General features: G+C 35.9%; 24 protein-coding genes. 12 read left to right on the top strand and 12 right to left on the bottom strand.

Going from position 1 to position 23796, the window contains the following annotated elements; translation table 11 throughout:
* Positions 1-101 precede the first annotated feature (101 nt).
* From FW778_RS23555 to rplU, 3 genes are all read right to left on the bottom strand, one after another.
* Positions 102-224, bottom strand: a complete 123-nt coding sequence (locus tag FW778_RS23555) for a hypothetical protein (RefSeq protein ID WP_262714390.1) — start codon at positions 222-224, stop codon at positions 102-104.
* Positions 225-310: 86 nt separating this feature from the next.
* The gene (gene rpmA / locus FW778_RS03205; RefSeq protein WP_150413150.1) at positions 311-577 is read right to left on the bottom strand and encodes a 50S ribosomal protein L27; all 267 of its coding nucleotides are present in this window, start codon (positions 575-577) and stop codon (positions 311-313) included.
* An 80-nt stretch (positions 578-657) separates the two neighbouring features.
* Positions 658-963: a 50S ribosomal protein L21 gene (gene rplU, locus FW778_RS03200; RefSeq protein WP_150413149.1), complete on the bottom strand. Its 306-nt coding sequence runs from the start codon at positions 961-963 to the stop codon at positions 658-660.
* A gap of 176 nt (positions 964-1139) precedes the next feature.
* On the opposite strand from rplU, the gene FW778_RS03195 reads away from it, so the two are divergent.
* The 4 genes from FW778_RS03195 to FW778_RS03180 are packed head-to-tail and all read left to right on the top strand — an operon-like array spanning position 1140 to position 6045.
* Positions 1140-1901, top strand: a complete 762-nt coding sequence (locus FW778_RS03195; protein ID WP_235906011.1) for a lysophospholipid acyltransferase family protein — start codon at positions 1140-1142, stop codon at positions 1899-1901.
* Positions 1902-1937: 36 nt separating this feature from the next.
* The gene (gene priA, locus FW778_RS03190) at positions 1938-4427 is read left to right on the top strand and encodes a replication restart helicase PriA (protein ID WP_150413148.1); all 2490 of its coding nucleotides are present in this window, start codon (positions 1938-1940) and stop codon (positions 4425-4427) included.
* 20 nt (positions 4428-4447) lie between these two features.
* Positions 4448-5467, top strand: a complete 1020-nt coding sequence (murB, locus tag FW778_RS03185; RefSeq protein WP_150413147.1) for a UDP-N-acetylmuramate dehydrogenase — start codon at positions 4448-4450, stop codon at positions 5465-5467.
* Between the two features lie 47 nt (positions 5468-5514).
* Positions 5515-6045 (top strand): hypothetical protein, encoded by a 531-nt coding sequence (locus FW778_RS03180; RefSeq protein WP_150413146.1) that lies wholly within the window; start codon positions 5515-5517, stop codon positions 6043-6045.
* 40 nt (positions 6046-6085) lie between these two features.
* On the opposite strand, the gene FW778_RS03175 is transcribed toward FW778_RS03180, so the two are convergent.
* From FW778_RS03175 to FW778_RS03165, 3 genes are all read right to left on the bottom strand, one after another.
* On the bottom strand, positions 6086-7609 hold the full coding sequence (locus FW778_RS03175) for a magnesium chelatase (protein ID WP_150413145.1): 1524 nt from the start codon (positions 7607-7609) through the stop codon (positions 6086-6088).
* Positions 7610-7681: 72 nt separating this feature from the next.
* The gene (locus tag FW778_RS03170) at positions 7682-8779 is read right to left on the bottom strand and encodes a vWA domain-containing protein (RefSeq protein ID WP_150413144.1); all 1098 of its coding nucleotides are present in this window, start codon (positions 8777-8779) and stop codon (positions 7682-7684) included.
* Between the two features lie 256 nt (positions 8780-9035).
* On the bottom strand, positions 9036-12167 hold the full coding sequence (locus FW778_RS03165; RefSeq protein WP_150413143.1) for a glycosyltransferase family 117 protein: 3132 nt from the start codon (positions 12165-12167) through the stop codon (positions 9036-9038).
* A gap of 254 nt (positions 12168-12421) precedes the next feature.
* Between FW778_RS03165 and FW778_RS03160 the strand changes: the two genes are divergently transcribed.
* Positions 12422-13303, top strand: a complete 882-nt coding sequence (locus FW778_RS03160; RefSeq protein WP_150413142.1) for a DMT family transporter — start codon at positions 12422-12424, stop codon at positions 13301-13303.
* Between the two features lie 78 nt (positions 13304-13381).
* On the opposite strand, the gene FW778_RS03155 is transcribed toward FW778_RS03160, so the two are convergent.
* Both FW778_RS03155 and trxA read right to left on the bottom strand, forming a co-directional pair.
* Entirely contained in the window at positions 13382-13798 is a 417-nt protein-coding gene (locus tag FW778_RS03155) for an OsmC family protein (protein WP_150413141.1), read from the bottom strand.
* A gap of 30 nt (positions 13799-13828) precedes the next feature.
* On the bottom strand, positions 13829-14125 hold the full coding sequence (gene trxA, locus FW778_RS03150; RefSeq protein WP_150413140.1) for a thioredoxin: 297 nt from the start codon (positions 14123-14125) through the stop codon (positions 13829-13831).
* Between the two features lie 159 nt (positions 14126-14284).
* Between trxA and rpmB the strand changes: the two genes are divergently transcribed.
* From rpmB to yiaK, 6 genes are all read left to right on the top strand, one after another.
* Complete coding sequence (gene rpmB, locus FW778_RS03145; protein WP_150413139.1) at positions 14285-14521, top strand: 50S ribosomal protein L28; 237 nt, start codon at positions 14285-14287, stop codon at positions 14519-14521.
* A gap of 24 nt (positions 14522-14545) precedes the next feature.
* Positions 14546-14728 (top strand): 50S ribosomal protein L33, encoded by a 183-nt coding sequence (rpmG, locus tag FW778_RS03140; RefSeq protein WP_150413138.1) that lies wholly within the window; start codon positions 14546-14548, stop codon positions 14726-14728.
* A gap of 43 nt (positions 14729-14771) precedes the next feature.
* Positions 14772-14942, top strand: a complete 171-nt coding sequence (locus tag FW778_RS03135) for a DUF4295 family protein (protein WP_150413137.1) — start codon at positions 14772-14774, stop codon at positions 14940-14942.
* A gap of 86 nt (positions 14943-15028) precedes the next feature.
* Entirely contained in the window at positions 15029-15997 is a 969-nt protein-coding gene (gene ftsY / locus FW778_RS03130) for a signal recognition particle-docking protein FtsY (protein WP_150413136.1), read from the top strand.
* Positions 15998-16114: 117 nt separating this feature from the next.
* Entirely contained in the window at positions 16115-17422 is a 1308-nt protein-coding gene (gene rimO, locus FW778_RS03125) for a 30S ribosomal protein S12 methylthiotransferase RimO (protein WP_150413135.1), read from the top strand.
* A gap of 29 nt (positions 17423-17451) precedes the next feature.
* On the top strand, positions 17452-18471 hold the full coding sequence (gene yiaK / locus FW778_RS03120) for a 3-dehydro-L-gulonate 2-dehydrogenase (RefSeq protein ID WP_235906170.1): 1020 nt from the start codon (positions 17452-17454) through the stop codon (positions 18469-18471).
* Here yiaK and FW778_RS03115 read toward each other — a convergent pair.
* The 3 genes from FW778_RS03115 to FW778_RS03105 all read right to left on the bottom strand — a co-directional run bounded on the left by FW778_RS03115 (position 18463) and on the right by FW778_RS03105 (position 21556).
* Positions 18463-19554: a DUF6807 domain-containing protein gene (locus FW778_RS03115; protein ID WP_150413134.1), complete on the bottom strand. Its 1092-nt coding sequence runs from the start codon at positions 19552-19554 to the stop codon at positions 18463-18465. The two genes, yiaK and FW778_RS03115, sit on opposite strands and share 9 nt — an antisense overlap.
* A gap of 57 nt (positions 19555-19611) precedes the next feature.
* A complete protein-coding gene (locus FW778_RS03110) occupies positions 19612-20967 on the bottom strand; it encodes a Gfo/Idh/MocA family protein (protein ID WP_150413133.1) in 1356 nt (451 codons plus the stop codon).
* 115 nt (positions 20968-21082) lie between these two features.
* Positions 21083-21556 carry an SRPBCC family protein gene (locus FW778_RS03105; RefSeq protein ID WP_150413132.1) on the bottom strand — a complete coding sequence of 158 codons (474 nt, stop codon included), beginning with the start codon at positions 21554-21556 and terminating at the stop codon, positions 21083-21085.
* A gap of 125 nt (positions 21557-21681) precedes the next feature.
* Here FW778_RS03105 and bshC point away from each other — a divergent pair, with 125 nt between their 5' ends.
* The gene (gene bshC, locus FW778_RS03100) at positions 21682-23286 is read left to right on the top strand and encodes a bacillithiol biosynthesis cysteine-adding enzyme BshC (RefSeq protein ID WP_150413131.1); all 1605 of its coding nucleotides are present in this window, start codon (positions 21682-21684) and stop codon (positions 23284-23286) included.
* A 6-nt stretch (positions 23287-23292) separates the two neighbouring features.
* On the opposite strand, the gene purE is transcribed toward bshC, so the two are convergent.
* Entirely contained in the window at positions 23293-23793 is a 501-nt protein-coding gene (gene purE, locus FW778_RS03095; protein ID WP_150413130.1) for a 5-(carboxyamino)imidazole ribonucleotide mutase, read from the bottom strand.
* Between the last annotated feature and the right edge of the window lie 3 nt (positions 23794-23796).

The following is a 23796-nucleotide window of genomic DNA, read 5'->3' as shown; positions in this document are numbered from 1 at the left end:
TGAAAGCCTTCGCCAGTATGGGTTTCAGTAAGAATTAAAAAATAAAAAAAGTCCCGGAAAAAATCCGGGACTTTAGTAGTATTCTGCTTTGAAATAAGTTACTACTTCTTTTTTGCAGCTTTCTTAGCAGCTTTTTTAGGAGCAGCTTTCTTAGCAGCTTTCTTAGGAGCAGCTTTCTTAGCAGCCTTTTTAGGAGCAGCTTTCTTAGCGGCTTTTTTTGCCATTGCCATGTTTTTAGAATTTAATTGTTAGTAAATAATAATTAAAAATAAAAACATTTTTTTAACTGCCAAAAATTATTTATGAAATTTTATGCAGAAGCTTCAACTGCATTTACAGAAACGAATGTCTTATCGCCTTTTGTTTTTCTAAATTCAACAACTCCATCAGTAGTTGCGAAGATGGTAAAATCTTTTCCAAGTCCAACATTTTTACCAGGATGATAAACTGTTCCGCGTTGACGTAAAATAATATTTCCTGCTGTAGCTGCTTGTCCGCCGAAAATTTTTACACCTAATCTTTTGCTTTGTGAATCGCGGCCGTTTTTAACCGAGCCTTCACCTTTTTTATGAGCCATAATTTTAAATTAAAAATTATTATTTATTAAAATGATACCATCAAAAATTAATATCATTTATTTATTTGCACAATTTTTTATTATGCTATGTCTGTAACTTTTATTTGCGTGTATTGGGTACGATGACCATGCTTTTTTCTAAAGCCTTTTCTTCTTTTCATTTTAAAGGCGATAACTTTTTCACCTTTAATAAGGTCATTTACTATTTCTGCTTTTACAGTAACCTTTGCATCTTTGCCAACAGAAATTTTTCCTTCGCTGTCGTGCAAAAGAATATCAGAAAATTCAACCTTGTCTCCTGATTTACCTGTCAAATGAGGTACGTATAAGCTTTGACCGGGCTGAACTTTAAACTGCTGACCGGCGATTTTTATAACTGCAAACATAAATTCCAAATTTTTGGAGTGCAAATGTAAGGGATTTATGAATAAAATTTTCTATTAAAATCCCAACTAACGCCTATTTTTCGGATTTTAGGTTAAATTCCGTTCTTATATGTGCGAAATTGCTGGTTTTATACGATGTGTAACTTGTTATTTTTTTGTGATTTAAACCTTTTAAAGTGAGTAGTTTAAGTAGAATATTCCGCTTAATTTTTAGTATTTATGGATTTTTAATTTTCCTGGTATTGATGTTCCTGTTACTGCCCCTTTTTATATATAGCTTTCTGTTAAATGAAATAAAAGGTGGAAATGTGTTATATAAGATATCCCGGTTTTGGGCAGATGCATTTTTTTTCGCAACAGGCATTACTTATAAAAATATTTACGAAGAAAAGCATGATACCAATAAACAATACATTTTTGTAAGCAATCATATTTCATATCTCGATATACCTATGATGATGAAAGCTATCAGGCGCCAGCATGTACGTATTTTAGGAAAAGCGGAAATGACTAAAGTTCCCATCTTCGGCACGATTTATAAAAAGGGTGCTGTGTTGGTTGACAGGGAAAACCCCGGTAAAAGATCACAGAGTATAAAAAGTCTTATTTATTTTTTGCATAAAAAAATATCAGTGTTTATTTGCCCGGAAGGAACATTTAATATGACACATAAACCTTTGAAAAATTTTTATGATGGAGCTTTTAAAATTGCCATACAAACACAAATGCCAATAAAGCCTATCTTATTTTTAGATACGTACGACCGGCTTAATTATAAAAGTATTTTTTCCCTGAACCCCGGAAAATGCCGTTCAGTATACCTTTCCGAAACTTCTACCAGCGGACTAACGATTAACGATGTTCCAATGCTAAAAGAAAAAATTTTCAGGCAAATGGAAGATGGATTAAAACGTTACAACGCAAGTTGGATTAAATAGAAACTGCTTTAATGGTTTGAATTTATATTTGTGTAAATGATAAATGAAAATTTTCAGGAACAAAATTTATTTGAAAAAAGCGAAGTTGCCAATCTATGGATTGAAGTTATTCTTCCTCTCGCTATTCCTAAAACATATACCTATTCTGTTCCATCATTTCTTCAAAAAAAAATTAAAACAGGTTGCCGTGCTGAGGTAGTTTTTGGAAAAAATAAAAAGTACGCAGGCATCATAAAATCAGTAGGTAATTTAAAACCTGCTTACGAAACCAAAGACATTCTTAATATAATTGATGATGAGCCTATAGTTTATCCGCAGCAGCTTTTGCTTTGGAAATGGATAAGCGATTATTATATGTGTAGTGAGGGTGAAGTTATGGCTGCAGCGCTGCCAACACATTTAAAATTAAGCAGCGAAACTATTTTAATTTATAATGAGGAATATGGCGATGATTTTTCTCAGCTTGATAATGAAGAATATCTGGTAGCAGAAGCATTGTTGATAAAAAAAGAATTAAAGTTAGCCGAAGTACAATTAGTAACGGATACGATTCATGTGTATCCAATAATAAAACGGCTTATTGATAAAAGGGTATGCTTTGTATGGGAAGCATTTAACGAAAAGTATAAAGAAAAGAAAGAGAATTATATTGTATTAAATCCCGATTATGATAATGATGAAAAGCTTAGTGAATTATTAAACAATTCTAAAGCTCCTAAACAGATGGAACTGTTATTAAGTTTCCTGCATTTAATAAAAACCCAAGGCGAAGTTTCTCAATCTGAGCTTTTAAAAAAATCGGGCGCTTCGGTTGCCCAATTGAAAGGCCTGGCTGATAAAAATATTTTGTTGGTTGAAAAGAGAAGTGTTGACCGGTTGAAAAGTTTGCCTAAAAAAAGTGATATAAGTTTTGAATTGAATGAATCACAAAAGAAGGCATTGAGTGAAATTGATATTGCCTTTAACACCAAAGATGTTTGCCTGGTACATGGAATTACCAGCAGTGGCAAAACGCAGTTGTACATCAAACAAATTGAAAAGTTTATTAACGAGGGGAAACAGGTATTGTACCTGCTGCCTGAGATAACTCTAACTGCACAGATTATCCGAAGACTGCAAATAAATTTCGGAGGTAACATTGGAATATATCATTCAAAGTTTAATAATAATGAAAGGGTAGAACTTTGGAACAAAATAAAAACCGGGGAATTAAAAATTATTTTAGGAGCAAGAAGTGCACTATTCCTTCCATTTAAAAGTCTTGGGCTAATAGTTATTGATGAGGAGCATGATCCTTCTTTTAAGCAGCAGGAGCCAGCGCCAAGATACAATGCACGGGATACGGCAATTTTTTATGCATCACTTTTTAAAGCTAAAGTTTTAATGGGAAGTGCAACACCTTCCGTTGAAAGTTATTACAATGCTTTGAAAAACAAATATGCATTAGTGAATCTTGATGAAAGATATGGGGGCATTAAATTACCTGAAATAAAAATTATAGATACAAGAACAGTTGCTGCTGCTAAAAAAGGCAAAGTGATGATCTCTCCTCAGCTAAAAGCCGCAATTGAAGAGGCCTTGGCGAATGACCGGCAGGTAATTCTTTTTCAAAACCGGCGGGGCTATGCACCATTTTTAATTTGCGGCACCTGTGGATTTATTCCGCGATGTGAAAACTGTGATGTTACTTTAACGCTGCATAAATTTTCAAATAAACTGCATTGTCATTATTGCGGCAATACTTACCCTAAGCTTCCGGCATGTCCCGCATGCGGCAGTGTTAATTGGATTGAAAAAAATTTCGGTACCGAAAAAATCGAAGAAGAGCTTACTGAGGATTTTCCTAATAACAGGATTGCACGAATGGATGTAGATGCAGTTAAAGGAAAAAATGCACATGATACTTTAATTAAATTGTTTGAGCAACATCGTATCGATATTCTCGCAGGAACACAAATGGTTGTTAAGGGACTTGATTTTGAAAAAGTAAGTCTTGTTGGTATTTTAGATGCGGATGGCTTGTTGAGCTTTGCAGACTTCAGAGTGAATGAGCGTGCCTTTCAATTAATGGAGCAGGTGAGTGGGAGAGCAGGACGAAAAAAAGAGCAGGGCCTTGTTTTGATACAGGCTTCAAAAATTAATCATCCTGTACTGTTGTTTTTACAGGAACATAATTATGAAAAATTTTATGAAAATGAAATTGCGATGAGGAAGCAATTTTTTTATCCGCCATACAGCAGGCTTATAAAATTAACTTTAAAGCATAAACTAAAGGATACTACACATGATGCAGCTGATATACTTGGTAATTCTTTAAAAAAATATTTTCCAGGTTTAGTTGGGCCTGCTGCACCTGTAATTAATAGAGTACGTAGCATGTACCTGATGGAAATTTTAATTAAGTTATCAAAAGATGCAGGTCACATTCAGGATCAAAAAAAAGTAATCAATAATTATATAAATCTTTTGAAAGCTGATAAAAGATTTAGAAGTGTTATAATAATTCCTGATGTGGATCCTGTTTAATAAATTGTTTATATTGATCGATGCAAATTTTTAAAAACTATTCGCTCAAAGATTATAACACATTCGGCATTGATGCCTACGCAAAGAGTTTTGCTGTATTTAATTCAGTCAATGATTTGCAAAACACTTTTCATACAACAAACGATTATAAAGATGAGGCCGTTCTTTTTTTAGGTGGAGGAAGTAATATACTCTTTACAAAAAATTTTGATGGCCTTGTTTTAAAAAATGAAATAGATGGAATTGAAACAATTCATGAAGAAGAAAAATATGTATATGTAAAAGTGGGAGCCGGTGTAAACTGGCATCAATTCGTATTGCATTGTATTCATAAAAATTTTGCAGGTGTCGAAAATCTTTCTTTGATTCCCGGTAATGTAGGTGCATCGCCGATGCAGAATATTGGTGCCTATGGTGTAGAAATTAAAGATGTTTTTTATTCATTGGAAGCCTATCATTACAAAGAAAATAAAATAATAAATTTTACTTTAAACGATTGTGAATTTGGTTACCGGGAAAGTGTTTTTAAAAAGAAATATAAAAATCAATTTGTTATACTGGATGTTACTTTCCGGTTAAATAAAATTCCTCATTATAATATTTCTTACGGCGCTATTGAGGAAGAGTTAAAAAGAATGCATGTTGAGCAATTAAGCATCAAAGCCATATCTGATGCCGTTATTAATATACGTACGTCAAAATTACCTGATCCAAAAATAATTGGTAATGCAGGCAGTTTTTTTAAAAACCTTGAGGTTAACGAACACGAATTACACGAATTGAAACGAATTAAAATTGATGTACCATTCTATACAATAAATGATCATAAGTTTAAAATTCCTGCAGGCTGGCTTATTGAACAATGTGGATGGAAAGGTTATCGCAAAGGCGATGCAGGCTGCTATGATAAGCAGGCGTTGGTTTTAATAAATTATGGTAATGCAAAAGGGAGTGAGATTTTAGAATTGAGCGAAGCAATAAAAAGATCAGTTAAAAATAAGTTTGGCCTAACGTTGGAAACCGAAGTAAACATTATTTGATTTATTCAAATGGATTTATATCTTTAATTCCATAACTAAACTGTTTTATGAAAAAATTGCATTTAACCTTAATGTTAACACTTTGTATTGGGATCCTTTTTGCACAAAAAGATACAGTACGTTTAAGAGAAATTTCAAGAAATCAAAAAACCATTGTGACTGACCGACCACCCCAGGCAGTTTATTTTTTAATTGGTGGTTCAGGCCCGCTTTTATCTATTCAATATGACAGACGATTTTTAAAAAAAGTAAATGGGTTTGGCTTTGCAGCCGGAGTAGGATTTTATGGTGTGAGTGGAATAAGCATTTTTTCAATTCCGGCTTCCTTAAATTATTTAATTGGACGCAACTCTCATTTTTTAGAGATTGCAGGTGGCGCTACTTTTGTTTCAGCAACAGCAACAGATTTTTTTGATTCCGGGACCAGTAACGGAAGTGGTGTTATTTTTCATATCAATACGGGTTACCGTTATCAACCTACACGCGGCGGATTTTTTTTCAGGGGAGGCATTAGCCCTTTATTTTTTGAGGGCGAGTATGCAACGTCGTACTATGTTGGTTTTGGTCATAATTTTTAAAATAATAAAGCCGGGTTTTATCCCGGCTTTATTACTTTTTTTATTTAAAATCATCGTCATCCAGTTCTTCATCTCTAAAAGATTGAGGGCTGAAGTTGAGCATACTTCCCATCAGATCTTTAAATTCTATTTTTCCTTCTACCACTTTTTTGCTTATGAGTGAATACGAGGAAAGTCCATGCAAAACAAATTCCATAAGCAATGCATTTTCTTTCGCATTGGCCGTTGGAAAATGTTTTTTTACCAGGCCAAACAATCCATCTACTTTATATAGCATTTGAATTTTCTCTTCATCTTTTAATCCGAATAAAAGATTTAAATGATTGCCGGAATCAAACCAGCGGATGATTGCTCTATAAGGATTTTCATCCGCTCCGCTGTCTTTTCTTCTTTTTTTAAATGTTTCAGGATTGGGGAAAAACGCTGCGAATTGTGTGCGAATTGCTTTCTCCATTAAATTATAAGCCACCTGGTAAGGGCCTTCCTGTTCTCCTTCGTATACGAGTTCAATCTTCCCCGTTATAGATGGAATAATGCCAACGAGGTCGCTAATCCATACCTGCGTTTCTTTTTCTTTATTAATAATCGCCCTGCGTTCTGCGGAACTTACTGCATTTTCATAAGCGGCAATAGTAAGCCTTGCAGATACACCACTTTTCTTATCAACGTATTCACTGCCACGTGCTTCAAATGAAACCTGTTCTATCAAACGTTTTACCAAATCGCTAACTTGTATTCTTTTTAACTGATCTTCATGAATGCCTGCCTCCTGTTCGGTAATTGATAAGGAAGTCTCCATGGTAATGGGATAGTGTGTAAGTATCTGGCTTTCTATCCTGTCTTTTAAAGGGGTTACAATTGCTCCCCTGTTCGTGTAGTCTTCAGGGTTAGCTGTAAACACAAACATAATATCCAAAGGCAATCTTAATTTAAAACCTCTTATTTGTAAATCGCCTTCTTCCAAAATATTAAATAATGAAACCTGGATGCGGGCCTGCAAATCCGGTAATTCGTTTATAACAAAAATGCAGCGGTTGCTTCTTGGAATAATTCCATAATGAATTACCCTTTCATCAGCATAACTTAATTTTAAATTAGCAGCTTTTATAGGATCGATATCGCCGATAAGATCGGCAACGCTTACATCGGGGGTTGCCAGTTTTTCTCCGTAGCGTTTGCTTCTGTGAAGCCATTCAATTGGTGTATCGTCTCCCTTTTCTGCAATCAAATCTTTTGCGTATTTACTCAGTGGCTTAAAAGGATCATCGTTTACTTCACTGCCTTGTATCACTGGAATATATTCATCAAGCAAATCGGTCATTTGCCTTGCCATGCGGGTTTTTGCCTGTCCACGTAATCCGAGAAACAAAATGTTATGCCTCGACAGTAATGCTCTTTCCGTATCAGGAATTACAGAATCTTCGTAACCAATAATACCGGGAAATGTAATTTCTTTTTTACTTATTTTTTTTATAAGATTCTCACGCAGTTCTTCTTTTATAGACCTTGGTTTGTAGCTGCTGTCTTTTAATTCGCCTAAGGTTTTTATTTTTTGTATGTCCATTAATTTTTTTTGAATTTAAATTTTAGATTAAAACTTCCATTTAGAAACATTTCTTTAAATGCACAAATAGATTTAATACACCGTCTTTCTTTTACCGCTTTCAAAGTCTTTAAAGATAAACGCGCCAAGCCTGTCGAGAGATGCAAAAAATGCTTTACCATTATTGGTTTCAGTGAATTCTGTAACAAATCTTTGGAGGTATGGATCGCTTGCTATCATAAATGTTGTAATAGGTATTTTTAATTTTTTGCATTGCGCAGCAAGATTCATACAACGGTTTAATATTCTTCTGTCAACCCCAAAACTATTTTTATAATATCGCTTTCCAATTTTTAAGCAAGTGGGCTTGCCATCAGTTATCATAAAAATCTGCTTGTTGGGATTTTTTCTTTTTCTTAATAAATCCATGGCCAGCTGAAGTCCCGCCACCGTATTTGTGTGATAAGGGCCAACCTGCAGATAAGGCAAATCTTTAATTTCAACGGTCCATGCATCATTTCCAAAAACTACAATATCCAACGTGTCTTTAGGATATTTGGTTGTGATTAATTCACTCAGCGCCATAGCAACTTTTTTTGCAGGTGTTATCCTGTCCTCGCCATACAAAATCATGCTGTGCGAAATATCAATCATTAAAACTGTGGAAGTTTGCGCCTTGAAATCTGTTTCACGAATTTCAAGATCGTCTTCGTGCATGGTAAAGCTATCTATGCCATGATTGATCTGTGCATTACGAATGGATTCTGTAAAATCAATTTGTTCTAATGTATCGCCAAATTGAAATGGCCTCGTTTCTGGATTTATTTCATCGCCACCACCCGGTTTGAAAGTGTTGTGATTTCCCTGCTTGGTTTTTTTTAATTTCCCGAAAATTTCCTCCAAACTTCTCTTGCGAATTCCCTGCTCGGTTTTGGGAGTAATTTTTATTTCACCATTCTGTCGGTTCTCATCAATGTATCCTTTATCCTTGAGGTCTTCAATAAAATCGCCCATCCCATATTCATCATTGGTAAGTTTATACTCTTTATCAAGTTCTGTCAACCAGCTTAATGCTTCTCCTACATCTCCATTTGTGTAGGTAAGCAATTGCATGAAAATATCCAGGAGCTTTTCGAAAGATGTCTTACTATTTTCATTAGGGTCGTATCTGGAAAAATTATGTCCTCGCATGATGGTATTTTTAAATTAGCGATGTAAGATTTCAAAATTGCCTGAAATAGATTACATCAGAAATAAGGTACTAAGATTAATCTAAGGTAACTATTTTATAAACTTTGGTTTATGATATGAAGCGGCAGACCAAGGGTACTCACGAATTAATCTACAGCAAATTACTAAACAATTTATTTTAATAATTAGTTTGATTGTTAAATAAAAAAATCCCGGCTGCCTGAAGCTAACCGGGATTTTAATTTATTCAAAAAAATTATTGTGTTTTGTCGCTAGCCTGCTTTTCCTTTTTTGGTGCAGGAACGTTATTAATAACCGGGGCGCTTGTTTCAGGGTTTATTGCAGGATTATTTTTGAAATACTGCTCCATGCCCTGTAATTGCTGTAAGAGTTGTTGAACAATTTGATTTTCATAAGCAAGGGCTTGTTGTTTATTATCGTCCAAACTATTAAAATAAGTTATTTGTTGTTCAAGATCTTTACGCAGCGATTCAGAAACCTTTTTTGCCAATACCGTATCGCCGGCTTTGTATGCTGCTAACAGGAACTGCCCTGAAATCTGGTCCTGTTGCTGACGGCGTGATACAAGGCCATAAGGGAAATTTTCCTGCAACATCATCTTGTCACATTTCTCAAGCATCTCTTTTGCATCATCTTTCCTGTTATGGTCGGCGAGATTCATGGCAACCTGTGCATACTGCATTCTTATAGTATTTAAATGCCTGCGATTTTCTTCATCATAATAAACGCCTTTAACGTTTGCATTGCCAAAAGCAAATTTTTTCATCATAACATCATAAGCCCAGTCACGGTTTACCTCACTGTTTTTTACCGGAACCAATCTGTAGGTTAAACCGTCCGTTCTTAAATAATTTTGAAATCCGAGTTCATCATAAGGCGATGTAAAATAAATTGGCCTTTTCCATTTGTTGGCAGCTATTATATTTAATATGGCACTTTCATTTTTGCCTAAAGCACTCTTGGGAATATCAAATTCAACTTCGCTTACCACACTATCTCCTGGGTTAACCGTGCCATTTTGCCTTACAAAATTTGTATCAACCGGAACTTCTACTTTTTTCGTTGGATATATATTCAAATAATCGTCACCATTTGCCACCATTCGATTTGGATCATCGCTTCCGGCATAATCTTTCATCATTGTATAGAGATCCATTGGTTTTGTCTGGTCCACTTTCGCCCCCGGAGCGTCCGGATAAAAATATATGGCATCCCTGTTACTTCCCATGATCTGATCAGGAGTCCATATAACATCTATCGGGTCACTTTGATTTACCTTATAACGCAATTGGTTAAGATACCAGTCCGTTCCCATCAGGCTGGAATTAATCACCCTGATATCCCGGCGAATGCCCTGCACTTCCTGGGCATACCATAGCGGGTATGTGTCATTATCGCCAAACGTAATAAGAATCGCATTTGGCGCGCAGCTTTCTAAATAATCTATTGCCAAATCACGTGCAAGAACTTTGTGGCTGCGATCGTGATCGTTCCACTCCTGGCTGCCCATCAATACTGGTACTGCAAGGAGGCATAATCCGGCCGAAGCATAATTGGCAATTTTATTATTGGCAAACTTTTCAAATAGTTCTTTTACATATAATACTCCAAGCCCAATCCATACTGCGAAGGCGTAAAATGAACCCACATAAGCGTAATCCCTTTCACGTGGCTGATTGCCCGCCTGGTTAAGATACAAAACGATTGCTATGCCTGTAAAGAAAAAGAGCAAGCCCACAATAAGAGTATCCTGTTTATCTTTTTTATATTGATAAATAAGACCGAGAATTCCCAAAATGAGCGGAAGGCAAAAGAGTTTATTATGCGCCTTATTATGCTTGATGCTATCAGGCATTTTGCTTTGATCCCCCAACCGTGCATTATCCCAAAAAGGAATTCCGGTAAGCCAGTTTCCATCTCTTACATTGCCCATATCTACTCCTTGGATGTCATTTTGCTTACCAGCAAAATTCCACATGAAATACCTCAGGTACATCCAGTTCAACTGGTAACTAAAAAAGAAAGCAAAATTATCTCCAACAGTTGGCTTATTGCTATAGGCTCCAGACTTCTGGTCCCTCGTTATACCCGCAAAGCTTGCGTAATAATCAGCATGCCCCTGGTCATTGCTGTTGTCCCACATTCTTGGAAAAAAATGGAGGTCTTCGGGATGGTAAGTTATGGTTTGCTTTTTGCCAAGATCTTCATATTTGTTTTTTCCCTTAACCATATAAGATTCCGTCTTATAATCAGGCGTATATTGTTCTCCCTGTACATTTCCTGCTGTAAAATCCTGGCCATATAAAATTGGCCAGTCACCATATTGCTCCCGGCTTAAATAGCCAACAAGACTCACGGGGTTATCAACGTTAAACATATCAACTGCCGGATCGGCAAGTGAGCGAATAAGAGTTGTGTAATAAGTAGAAAAACCCAGCAATACAAATGCAAAACTCCACATTGCCAGCTTTAAGAAATTCCAGTTTCGCTTTGCGGCAAGTCGTAACATGAAATAAATGATAACGGCAAGCATTATAAAAAAGAAAGTGAACCCGGTGAAGAAAGGAAGACCCAGGCTATTTTTGAAAAATATATCGAACTGCCCGGCAAACTTAATAGACCATTGAATCATTGGCACTTGCACAATTCCTGTAATAAGACATGCTATTACAAAAGCCCAGAAGGTTTTCCATTTTGTTTTATTGTTATATCTCTTAAAATAATACACCATAACAATAGCAGGAATAGTAAGAATTGGTAGCAAATGAACACCCACTGCAAGTCCTATGAGGTAGAAAATTAATATCAACCACCGGTCAGCCCTTGTGAAATGCCCTTTGATTCCATTGGCCATTTCTATGGTTACATTCTGTTCCCATTTAAGAACGGCCCAAAAAACTATGGCTGTAAAAAAAGAGGAACTTGCATATACTTCAGATTCAACGGCGCTATACCAGAATGAATCGCTGAATGTATAAGCCAGTGCACCAACAGCCCCTGCAGCCATTATAGAAAAAATCTGCCCGCTTGTAAGAGGGTTTGGCTTATTTTTTTCAAGAATTTTCCTGGCAAAGTGTGTTATGGTCCAGAATAAAAATAAAATAGTAAAACCGCTCATTAAAGCACTCATGCTATTCAGCCCAAGTATGGCGCTATCGGGATTTGAAAAAGGAATCATGAACAACCTTCCCAGCAAAATAAATAAAGGTGCTCCGGGCGGATGAGGAATCTGGAGTTTATATGCGCTGGAAGCAAATTCGCCACAATCCCAAAAACTTCCGGTGGCTTCCATTGTCATTAAATAAACTACACACGCAATAATACATATTGCCCATCCTGTAATGTTGTTGATTTTTTTAAAGCTCATAGCGGGGTTTTATAATAAACAGGGGCAAATATAAAACTATGCATGCTACAATTACATACGCTGATTTTTTTTTATACAAAGGAATGTTAATATTATTACAATGTTATGATGGTGGAAATAATCAAAATGTTTGTTGTACGATGAGCGAAGTACGATGTAATGCATATTCAATTACTAAGAATAATTAAAGTTTCTACAGTACTAATTTCCGGCATCGTACATCAAACATCGGACTTCGTACATATTTTTGGCGCATGAAAAAAGCTTTTCTTCAACTACACGTTGCCGTAGTACTTGCGGGATTTACAGCAATTCTTGGGAAGCTTATTAATTTAAACGAAGGAATATTAGTTTGGTATCGAATGTTATTCAGTGCTATAACACTGGCTATAATTTTATTGTTGAGAAAAGAACTTATTAGAATTTCTTTTTTAAATACAATGAAACTTTTTGGGGTTGGAACTCTTATTGCGCTTCATTGGGTTAGTTTTTATGGAAGTATAAAATATGCTAATGTTTCGGTATCTGTAACCTGCCTTTCTGCCATCGGGTTTTTTACTTCTTTTATTGAACCGGTAATAATGAAGAGAAGAATTGATTATACAGAAGTGTTGCTGGGAATGCTTGCTATTGCTGGTATTTATCTCATATTTAATTTTTATCCTGAATATAAAACAGGAATTATTTTTGGAATTATTTCAGCGCTGCTTGCCTGTCTTTTCCCGATTTTTAATAAAACATTGCTGAAAGAATTCTCACCTAAAATAGTAACGCTGTATGAGATGAGCGGTGGTTTTATTGCACTTTGTTTAATCATTCCGTTTTACCTGCAATTTTTTCCCGCCAGATATTTTGTCCCAACTTCCACCGATTTGTTTTGGTTGTTAATTTTATCGTGGATATGTACTGTATTCGCTTTTATTTTAAGTCTAAATGCCCTGAAATATATTTCAGCTTTTACTGTAAATCTTACCTACAATTTTGAACCTATATATTCTATCATACTGGCATTTATAATTTTCAAAGAAAATAAATTTCTTGGACCGGGTTTCTATTTTGGCTTTGGTCTTATACTGCTGGCGATTTCATTGCAAATGGCAAGAGTTTGGAGGGAAAGGAAATTGCAGAAAAACTAAAACTCATTACACGAATTAGAACGAATACGCTAATAGATTTATCTGCTGTCTAATTCGTGTAATATTCAATTAGTGTAATCAAATAAAAATAATTGTATGAGAAAGTTTTGCAAAAGCCCTGAACATTTCACTTACGCCGCAATATTTGTCCTGTGAAAGTGTAACCGCTTTTTGCACTTTTCCTTCATCTTTTTTATGAACTTTTATGGTATAGGTAACGGTAACCTCATCGTAAATTTTTGGATCAACTTCTGTAAGATGTGCATGCACATTTATTGAAAGGTCAGAGAAAGTTACTTTCATTTTATTCAAAATACCCACTACATCCAGGCCGGTACAACCTGCCAATGAAACCAACATTAATATCTTCGGGCTCGTGCCAAGATCATTGCCGCCACCGGCTTTATCAAGATCTATTATTACATCGTGCCCTTTTACATCAGCCTTAAAAGCCACGCCGCCCTGGTACACGGACGTTATTGTATTTGTTGCCATTTTTATTTTTTGAAATTGCTAATAAACGAATTATAATTTTGGTAGTACAGCACTGGAAATTTGCTGTGCACTCATAGCGCCTGATTGTCTCCAAAGAATTTTTCCTTTTTTAAAAAGAATCAATGTTGGTACACCTTGTATATTAAACTGGCTTGCTGTGGGTTGGTTTTTGTCGATATCAACTTTTAAAACCCTTACATTTTCTTTGTTGTTTTGGGCAAATCGTTGTAACTCAGGAGCCATCATTTTACACGGCCCACACCATTCGGCATGAAAGTCAACAAGGACAGGTTTGTCGTCATTAATTATTGTGCTAAATGTTTCCATAATCTATTTTCCCATTGTACAACATAAAGCATGCCCATGAAGTTTTTGCCCAAAAAATGGAACATTATGACAGTTTTGAACTGTTCTGAAAAAACTCCTTTATTTATTTTTCGGGTAAATATTTCTTTATTACCTTTGCCGTCCGAAAAAAAGATCATTATGGCCAGAGTATGTCAGGTTACAGGAAAGAGACCCATCACGGGAAATACTGTTTCGCATTCAAATATAAAAACCCGCAGGAGATTTTTACCTAATCTTCAAAAGAAAAGATATTTTCTTGCGGAAGAGGATAAATGGGTTACTTTAAAGTTGTCTTCTGAGGCGATTCGTACTATTAATAAAAATGGTCTTTATAACGTAGTAAAAGAAATGAGGGCAAACGGAGCCAAAATCTGATCAAAAATATTTTAAACATTTGTTATGGCAAGAAAAGGAAACAGGGTACAGGTAATTTTGGAATGCACGGAGCATAAAACATCTGGTTTGCCCGGCACCAGCCGTTATATTACCAAAAAAAATAAAAAGAATACACCGGAAAGATTGGAGTTGAAAAAATTCAACCCTATTTTAAAGAAGGTAACGGTTCATAAAGAAATTAAATAATTAGCTTACAAAGCAAATTATCACATTATCAAATTAAAATACAATGGCAAAAGCAGCTAAAACCGCTATTAAAACAAAAGATCAAAAAGCAGCAGCGGAAGCAAAAAACTGGACTAAAGTGGTTCGCACAGTACGCAGCCCCAAATCCGGTTCTTACACATTTAAAGAATCTATTGTTCACAAGGACAAGATCAAAGAATTTTTAGCAAGCTAAATTGCTTCTTTAAACTTCATGTAAAGCTATCCGGCATTCATTGCGGATAGCTTTATTTATTTTTGCCCTTTACTAATTTTTATACAATGGGAATTTTTGATAAAATATTTGGAAAGAAAGAACAAAAGGAAAGTCTTGACCAGGGTTTGCAAAAAACAAAAGAAGGTTTTTTTGACAAGCTTACAAAAGTTATTGCCGGTAAAAGTACGGTTGATGAAGAAGTGCTGGACGATCTTGAAAATGCTTTGGTGAGTGCAGATGTTGGCGTTGATACTACAATAAAGATTATTGATGGAATTGAAAAAAGAGTTGCAAAAGATAAATACATTAATACTTCAGAACTTAATAGAATATTAAAGGAGGAGATTCAATCTGTTCTTATAGATTCGCCTGTTGATACTTCTTATAAAAGCTATGAATTACCGTCAACTCATAAACCTCATGTAATATTAATTGTTGGAGTAAATGGTGCAGGAAAAACGACTACCATTGGTAAGCTTGCTCATAATTTTACTTTAGCAGGCAAAAAAGTTTTATTGGGTGCTGCTGATACTTTCAGGGCAGCAGCCGTCGATCAGTTGGATATATGGAGCCAACGGGCAAAAGTATCTATCGTAAAGCATTCAATGGGCGCCGATCCAAGCGCTGTCGCATTTGATGCGGTGCAAAGTGCAGTCGCAAAAGATATGGATGTGGTGCTGATTGACACTGCTGGAAGGCTTCATAATAAAATTCATTTAATGGATGAATTGAGTAAGATTAAGCGATCTGTAAATAAAGCGCTTCCCGGTTCGCCGCATGAAGTATTATTGGTACTTGATGGTAGCACAGGGCAAAATGCACTCGAGCAGGCAAGACAATTTACTGGCGCTACAGACGTAACTGCAATTGCAATTACAAAACTTGATGGAACTGCAAAAGGTGGTGTGGTGTTAGCCATTGCCGATCAGTTTAAAATTCCTGTGAAGTTTATAGGAGTGGGCGAAAAAGCAACGGATCTTTTGGTATTTGATAAAAAAGAATTTGTGGATAGTTTATTTGAGGGAGTTAAATAGTTAATTGATTCATTAGTTTATTGGTTAAGTTAAACAGTTCAGAGGTGAATAGAGATATTGAATTGATGTTTGCATTCAATTCGTGTAATTAGTACAAAGAAATTCGTGTTATTAAAAATGAGAACCAAGCTTAAAAAAGATAAAGTAAATATCATCACATTAGGGTGCAGCAAAAACCTGGTTGATAGTGAAGTGTTGAGCGGTCAACTTGCAGCGGCTGATGTAAATGTGGAACATGAAAGTAAAAAGCTTGATCATAATATTGTAGTTGTAAATACATGCGGATTTATTGATAAAGCAAAAGAAGAAAGTATCAATACAATTTTGGAACAGGTAGAATTAAAGAAACGGGGAAAGCTTGATAAGGTCTACGTTACAGGCTGTTTGAGCGAGCGTTACAAACAAAATTTGGAAGATGAAATTCCTGAAGTGGATGCATTTTTTGGAACTATGGAGCTGCCTTTTTTGCTTAGAAAATTTGATGTTGATTATAAAGCTGAATTGGTTGGCGAAAGGTTGTTAAGCACACCTAACCACTATGCCTATCTGAAAATAAGTGAGGGCTGCAACCGTACCTGTTCCTTTTGCGCAATCCCTTTAATGCGGGGAAAACATGTAAGCCGTTCCATAGAATCATTAGTTAATGAAGCAAAGAATTTAGTGCAAAGAGGTGTGAAAGAAATTATGCTGATAGCGCAGGAACTTACTTACTATGGATTGGATATTTATAAAAAAAGAGAATTACCAAAACTGCTTCACGCATTGGCCGATATTCCCGGCCTGGAATGGATAAGGTTGCATTATGCATATCCTTCAAAATTCCCGATGGAAATTATAGATGCTATGAAGGAAAGAGAAAACATCTGTAATTACCTTGATATGCCTTTGCAGCATGCCAGCAATAAAATGCTACATGCAATGAAAAGGCAAATTACAAGAGAAGAAATGGAAGATATTATTGGAGAGATTAAATATAAAATTCCGGGCATTTGTTTAAGAACCACGCTCATAGCCGGTTTTCCGAAAGAAACTAAAGATGATGTAGAAGAATTAAAAACTTTTTTGAAGAAAATTGAATTTGATCGCGTTGGCATATTTACTTATTCTCATGAAGAAAACACAACTGCGTATGATTTGGCAGATGATGTTCCTTCAGAAATAAAAGAGCAGAGAGCACAGGAAATTATGGAAGTGCAACAGGAAATTTCTTTTATGAAAAATGAAGAGAAAATTGGTAAAACTTTTAAGGTTATTATTGATAAAAAAGAGGCGGGGAGATATCTTGGCCGTACAGAATTTGATAGTGTTGAAGTGGACAATGAAGTGATCGTTCATTCAAAAACAAAATTATTGCCGGGTGATTTTGTAAATGTAAAAATCACTTCTGCTTTTGATTACGACCTTGAAGGTGAACTAGTAAATTAAATTCCTTTTATTCTTAAATCTTGAACTTAGTGCAGGAAAACTCCGCCACAATTGCAATACCTGCAAATGAAATGCAGGAATGCTTCACCGGCATTTTATTGAAATACGGGTTTATACGTGAAAGAGCATTGCAGTGTGCACAGGTTTTTACTGAAAGCAGCCTTGATGGAATTTACACACATGGGATTTACCGTTTCCCAAGATTTATTCAATATTTAAAAGCTGGATATGTTGTTCCGGAAGCTTTGCCAACGTTGGAAAGCAAGTTTGGCGCCATGGAACAATGGAATGGCAACCTGGGGCCAGGTATATTAAATGCACTACAGGTAACCGACACCGTTATCTCACTCGCAATTGAATATGGTATTGGTTGTGTGGCTTTAAGAAATACCAATCATTGGATGCGTGGAGGTACTTACGGATGGCAGGCTGCAAAAGCAGGTTTTGTATTTATCGGCTGGACAAATACAATTGCCAACATGCCCGCATGGGGAGCTAAAGATGCAAAACTTGGCAATAATCCTTTGGTTATTGCATTGCCATATAAGGATGAAGCGATAGTGCTGGATATGGCGATGTCACAATATTCTTATGGGGCATTGGAATTATCAGCCATGAAAGATGAATCACTTTCTGTGTATGGTGGTTTTGATACTGAAGGTAACTTAACCAAAGATCCTTCTGCAATTCTTGCGGCCAACAGCCCATTACCCATTGGTTATTGGAAAGGTGCAGGATTATCTTTATTGTTAGATTTGCTCGCAACTATTTTATCAGGTGGGTTATCAACTCATGAACTAAGTAAGAAGGAAGTTGAATACAGTTTGTCGCAGGTATTTATCGCTATTGATATGTCAAAATTTGGTAAGCAATCCGTAATTGCGCAAGCAATTGAAGAAATCTTAAAAGATTATCATCAATCCATACCGTTAGATGAATCTAAAATAATAGTATATCCTGGTGAAAGAGTTTTACAAACAAGAAAAAATAATCTTGCCAATGGAATTCCGGTTCTTAAAGAAGTATGGGAGGAAATTAATTTACTCTAACGGAAGGCGCAGACGAAATGTTATTTCTCTTTGGCAAAAATCATCAGCGAGCTTATTGAGATCGTCAACACCTAAAGTTGTTTTGTTATCCTCAATCACTATCCTGTACCGAAAAGTAACAGACTCCCCTTTTTTTAATAGAAGATTTTTTGAAGATTTTCCATTCGTAAATATTTTTTCTCCAAGAGGATTTGCTGCAAATAAACCGTAGCCCCTTGCATGCCAGAAAGTAGGATAGTTGGGATTCTCCGGGTGATCAATGATTGCAATGCTTATAGAATCATTTCCCATTTTGCCATATACTTTGCACCATCTTCCTCTTGAGCTCCATGCATCGTCTCCGGTTTTCCCTTCACTGGTAAGATAGTTGCCATTTGCAATGGAATCTTTCACGCCTTTTACAATGGTTACGTTGCCTTTATTGTCTTTAAATTCCTGGTCTTTGGTTGATGGAATTTGTAACGCATGTGCTATCCTCATTCCATACAAGCCATCTTTTGCATCGTAAAAATTTACTGTCGTATCGGCTTTTAAAACAGTTATCCTGTCTATAATTCGCTGATGTTCCATTCCGCTAAATTCCAATCGCGTTGTTTCTTCCAGCAATACATTTTTTTGCTGATCGGTCCAGTTTGCGTGGTAAGAAATTATTCCTTTCGTGCCATTTGATGTGTTAAGAATTTTATCTGTTCTTATCCACCCGTATAAATGTTTTTTTGCTTTTGAAATTGCATATGAATTATTCCAGAAGTCGAGCCCGTTTACATTTTCATAAGTAAACCAAATTCCAACATGATGCGGATGATCGGTAGGATCGCCAGGCTGGGTATTGAATGGAAATCCTCTTGTAACAACGATTCCATTGGCCGCATGCACCGGATATAAAACCGGTTTCTCCAAAGTGTCGGGGTACAAGAAACTGGTGAAGATTTTATTTCCTATAAAAACAGATATTTTATTTTGGCTTGGTGATTTTACAATCTTTACCATTTCATTTTTTTGTGCAAATAATACTGAGCAACAAAAGATTGCTACTATTCCCAGGGAAAACTTTTGCGACGAATGTCTACTGTTCTTCTTCATTTTTAAATAGGATTACTAATGATTGAACAATTTGCTAACGGCTGACCTTAAACGATTTTAATACTTAAAAATTTTTCCACCCACCATTACTTCCTGTGTCGCTTCATCAAAAGTCGCTTTTAAGCCTGTATGCGATGCTGCGGTGGTCATGATGTTGGCAATGGAGTGGCTGTATCCCGCTTCAACAGGAGCATGCGGTTGTTTACGGCTGCGTACGCATTCCATCCAATTGCGTACGTGGTTGCTGGTTAGTACATCGCCGCCGGTGTTTGCAGAAGCGACAACTTTTTCACTTTGGTCTAAATTCATTTCGGGCAATAAATTCGGTTGCATATGCATTTCATCTGCATAATGTTTTGTCAGTCCTCCTTTTGGTGAAACCTTATTGGTTATAAGATTCAATTCCCCACCGTTAGAATAATAGATTTCTGAAGGATGTTCGTCGCCGTTATCCATACGTGCCTGGAACGATACCTGGAAGCCTGTGGTCAGATCATCAGCAGGCCCGTAATCAAAAACAGCCGTTATTGTATCCCAGTTTTTTCTTCCATCTTTCCACATATAAACTCCACCATTAGCCACTGCGCTGCGCGGATGCTTCAACCCGCTGAACCAATGAACTGTATCAATCTGGTGACTCATCCATTGACCGGGAAGTCCTGATGAATACGGCCAAAATAAACGGTATTCGAGGTATTTTCTTGGATCATAAGTATCGGCGGGCCTGTTCAATAAAAATCGTTTCCAGTCAGTATCTTCTTCTCTCAACTGTGCAACGAGATCCGGCCTGCGCCAACGTCCTGGCTGGTTTACATTCCATGTAAGCTCCACCATTTTTATGGGGCCAAACTTTCCTGATTGTATAAATTCTGCAGCCTGGATGTAGTTGGCGCCACTTCTTCTTTGTGAGCCAATCTGCACAATCCTGTCTGACGCTTTAATGGTTTTAAATGCGAGGCGATTATCTTCCATAGTTTCTGCAAAAGGTTTTTCACAATACACATCGCAACCTGCATTTACAGCTTCCACAGCATGCAGCGCATGCTGAAAATCGGCGGTGCTCACAAACACAGCATCCACTAATTTTTTATTATACATTTCTTCATTGTTACGGCAGCCAACAATATCATGATTCATTTTTTCTTTCCACATAGCGGTGCCTTCATTTCTTCGTTTGTTCCATATATCAGAAACGGCTACAATATCAAAATTTAATTCTTTATAGTGGTTCATGAAAGAAGGCATGTGAGAACTTCTATGCCTGTCTGAAAATCCTACCACGCCTACTCTTACGCGGTCATTAGAACCTATGATTCTCCTGTAGCTTTGTGCGCTGAAAGCATTGGCGCCCATATAAACACCTGCAGTGGTAAGGGCTGTTTTTTTTATAAAATCACGACGGGATGAAGACATAATGTAATAGATTTAGAAGTAAGGAAATATTAATTAGCTGATAGATTAAAGCTATTAAAAATTTTTGTGTTAGGCCAAAAGAAAATTATTAAGGCGTGAACGATTTTATGCGTATTTATTCAAAAATGGATTTCCATTTTTCTGTTTCGGCATATTCTTTAATTGTACTGTTCCTTTCAATGAGTAATCTTTTTAGGTAGTTTGAAAGGAGTATTTTGTCAACTAACTTACCAATCATCCCAAGTGGTGATTGGAAATTGAAAATATCTTTCATAATTACATACTGGTCATATTTTTCAAAGTAATGGTCATGAGCAATGTATTTAAATGCTCCTTTTTGCTGTTCATCTTTAAAGTAAAACGGTTCATTAAATCGGGTAATCTTTGATGTTAGTCTTTGGTTTATTCCAAAATGTTTTGCCTGCCAAGTAACATATTCGCCAAGGTTTATGAGTCCTTTTGTTTTGCCATCGACTGCTTTTTCATTCGTTTTTGCGGTTGATATTTGGTGTAAGTCAATACTCCTGGCCAGGTCAAAACAAATTTGAATGTTGGATTTTATTTTGGTTTCTAAGTATATTGTAGGCATAACAACTTTAGATATTTTTCAAATTTAGTCCCTTCTAATACACTACCAAGTCTTCCCTCAATTTTTTCCCTATATCTTTGCTTCTCAAAAAATAACTGCGTTACAAAAGCAATTAAAAAGTATAGATGAGCCAGGCATTTCAATCTCAATACATACCTTATTCAGCAACAGGAAAATTTGCAAAAATTATTTTGGATTATGTTGCCGGGGCAAATGATTTAAAAGATTTTTACGAACATGAATTAAATATTAATGGAATCACCGATTCTATTAATGAAAGAAGGAATTTCAATACCAACAGGAAATTATTAGTTGAGCAGTTACAACTTCAATATAAAAATATAGGCGACAGCGACAAAGTAGAAGCTAATATTGATGCACTTTCCAATGAAAATACATTCACTGTTTGCACTGCGCATCAACCCAATATTTTTACGGGGCATTTATATTTCATTTATAAAATTCTTCATACCATAAAGCTTGCTGATGATTTAAAAAAGCAGTTACCACAATATAATTTTGTTCCTGTTTTTTTTATGGGCAGTGAAGATGCAGATTTGGAAGAACTAAATCATGTCGTCGTTGATGGAAAGAAATATGTGTGGAACACTATGCAAACTGGCGCTGTAGGAAGAATGAAAGTGGATGATAGTTTATTACTACTAATGAATGAACTTGAAGGGCGATTGTCTGTTGAAGAACATGGCAAAAAGATAATTGAATTGCTAAAAAAATGTTTTCAAAAAGATTCAACAATACAGCAATCAACTTTTCTACTGGTTCATGAACTTTTTAAAAATTATGGGCTTATTGTTTTTTTACCGGATAACGCTTCATTAAAAAATGAAATGTCTGCCATTTTTGAAGAAGACATTTTTGAAAATATGTCTTCAAATATTGTAAGCAAAACTTCGGAAAAATTATCACAGAAATATAAAGTGCAGGCGCATCCACGGGAGATCAATTTATTTTATTTAAAAGATGATATACGAAACCGGATTGTGCAGGTGGAAGACCATTACCTTGTTCATGATACCAAACTTTTTTTTACAAAAGATGAATTAAAAAATGAATTAAAGAATCATCCTGAACGGTTTAGCCCTAATGTAATTTTAAGAGGACTCTTCCAGGAAATGATGTTGCCAAACATTGCCTTCATTGGCGGAGGCGGTGAAATTGCTTACTGGCTCGAACTGAAAGATCTGTTTCAATATTATAAAGTTCCATTTCCATTATTGATTGTTAGAAATTCTTTCCTGATTATTGAAAAAAGATATCATCAGCACATGGTGAAATTAGACTTGCTTTCGCCTGATTTGTTTAAGGGAGAAGAAGGAGTAGTAAATGAAATTGTAACAAGGCAAACTAATCACCGGTTGAAACTGGATGAAGAAAAATTCCAAATGCAACAAGCATATTATTCAATAAAAAAACTGGTAAAAGAAATTGATGTTACACTGGAGCAACATGCCGAAGCGCTTGAAACGAAATCCCTAAAGAAATTATCAGCATTAGAAAAGAAAATGTTTCGTGCAGAAAAGAGAAAGTTTGAAGATCAAAAAAATCAATTGTCTAAAATATTTTCTGTTTTATTTCCGCAAGGGAATTTACAGGAACGTATAGAAAATTTTATGCTGTATTATGCAAGATTGGGGGATGACTTTTTTAAAATACTTTACGAAAATTCATTAACACTGGAACAGGAGTTTTGTATTATCGAGGAGAATTAACTCCAATTATTTTTCAATCTTCTCTGCCTTTCTTTCCACTTCTTCTTTCATTTCATTTTTAAAATCAACAAGCTTCTGGGTAAGAGCAGCGTCGGCAGTTGCTAAAATTTCAACAGCTAATATTCCTGCGTTTTTTGCAGCGTTTAAGGCTACGGTTGCCACAGGAACACCGTTAGGCATTTGTAAAATAGAAAGAACAGAATCCCATCCATCAATAGAATTGGAAGATTTTATAGGAACACCAATTACAGGTAATGTGGTAATTGAAGCAACCATTCCTGGTAAGTGTGCGGCGCCTCCGGCGCCGGCAATAATTACTTTTAAACCTTTACTATGGGCAGATGCAGCATAGTCAACCATTCGCATTGGTGTACGATGTGCTGAAACAATCGTAAGTTCAAATGCAACCTCAAACTTTTTTAATATTTCAGCAGCAGCTTCCATAACTTTTAAATCACTGTCGCTGCCCATTATAATTCCCACTAAAGCGTTTTTTTTTATTGCCATCAG

The sequence above is a fragment of the Ginsengibacter hankyongi genome, assembly GCF_008710285.1.
Lineage (GTDB): Bacteria > Bacteroidota > Bacteroidia > Chitinophagales > Chitinophagaceae > Ginsengibacter > Ginsengibacter hankyongi.
This window is presented reverse-complemented; position numbering and strand designations above follow the sequence as displayed.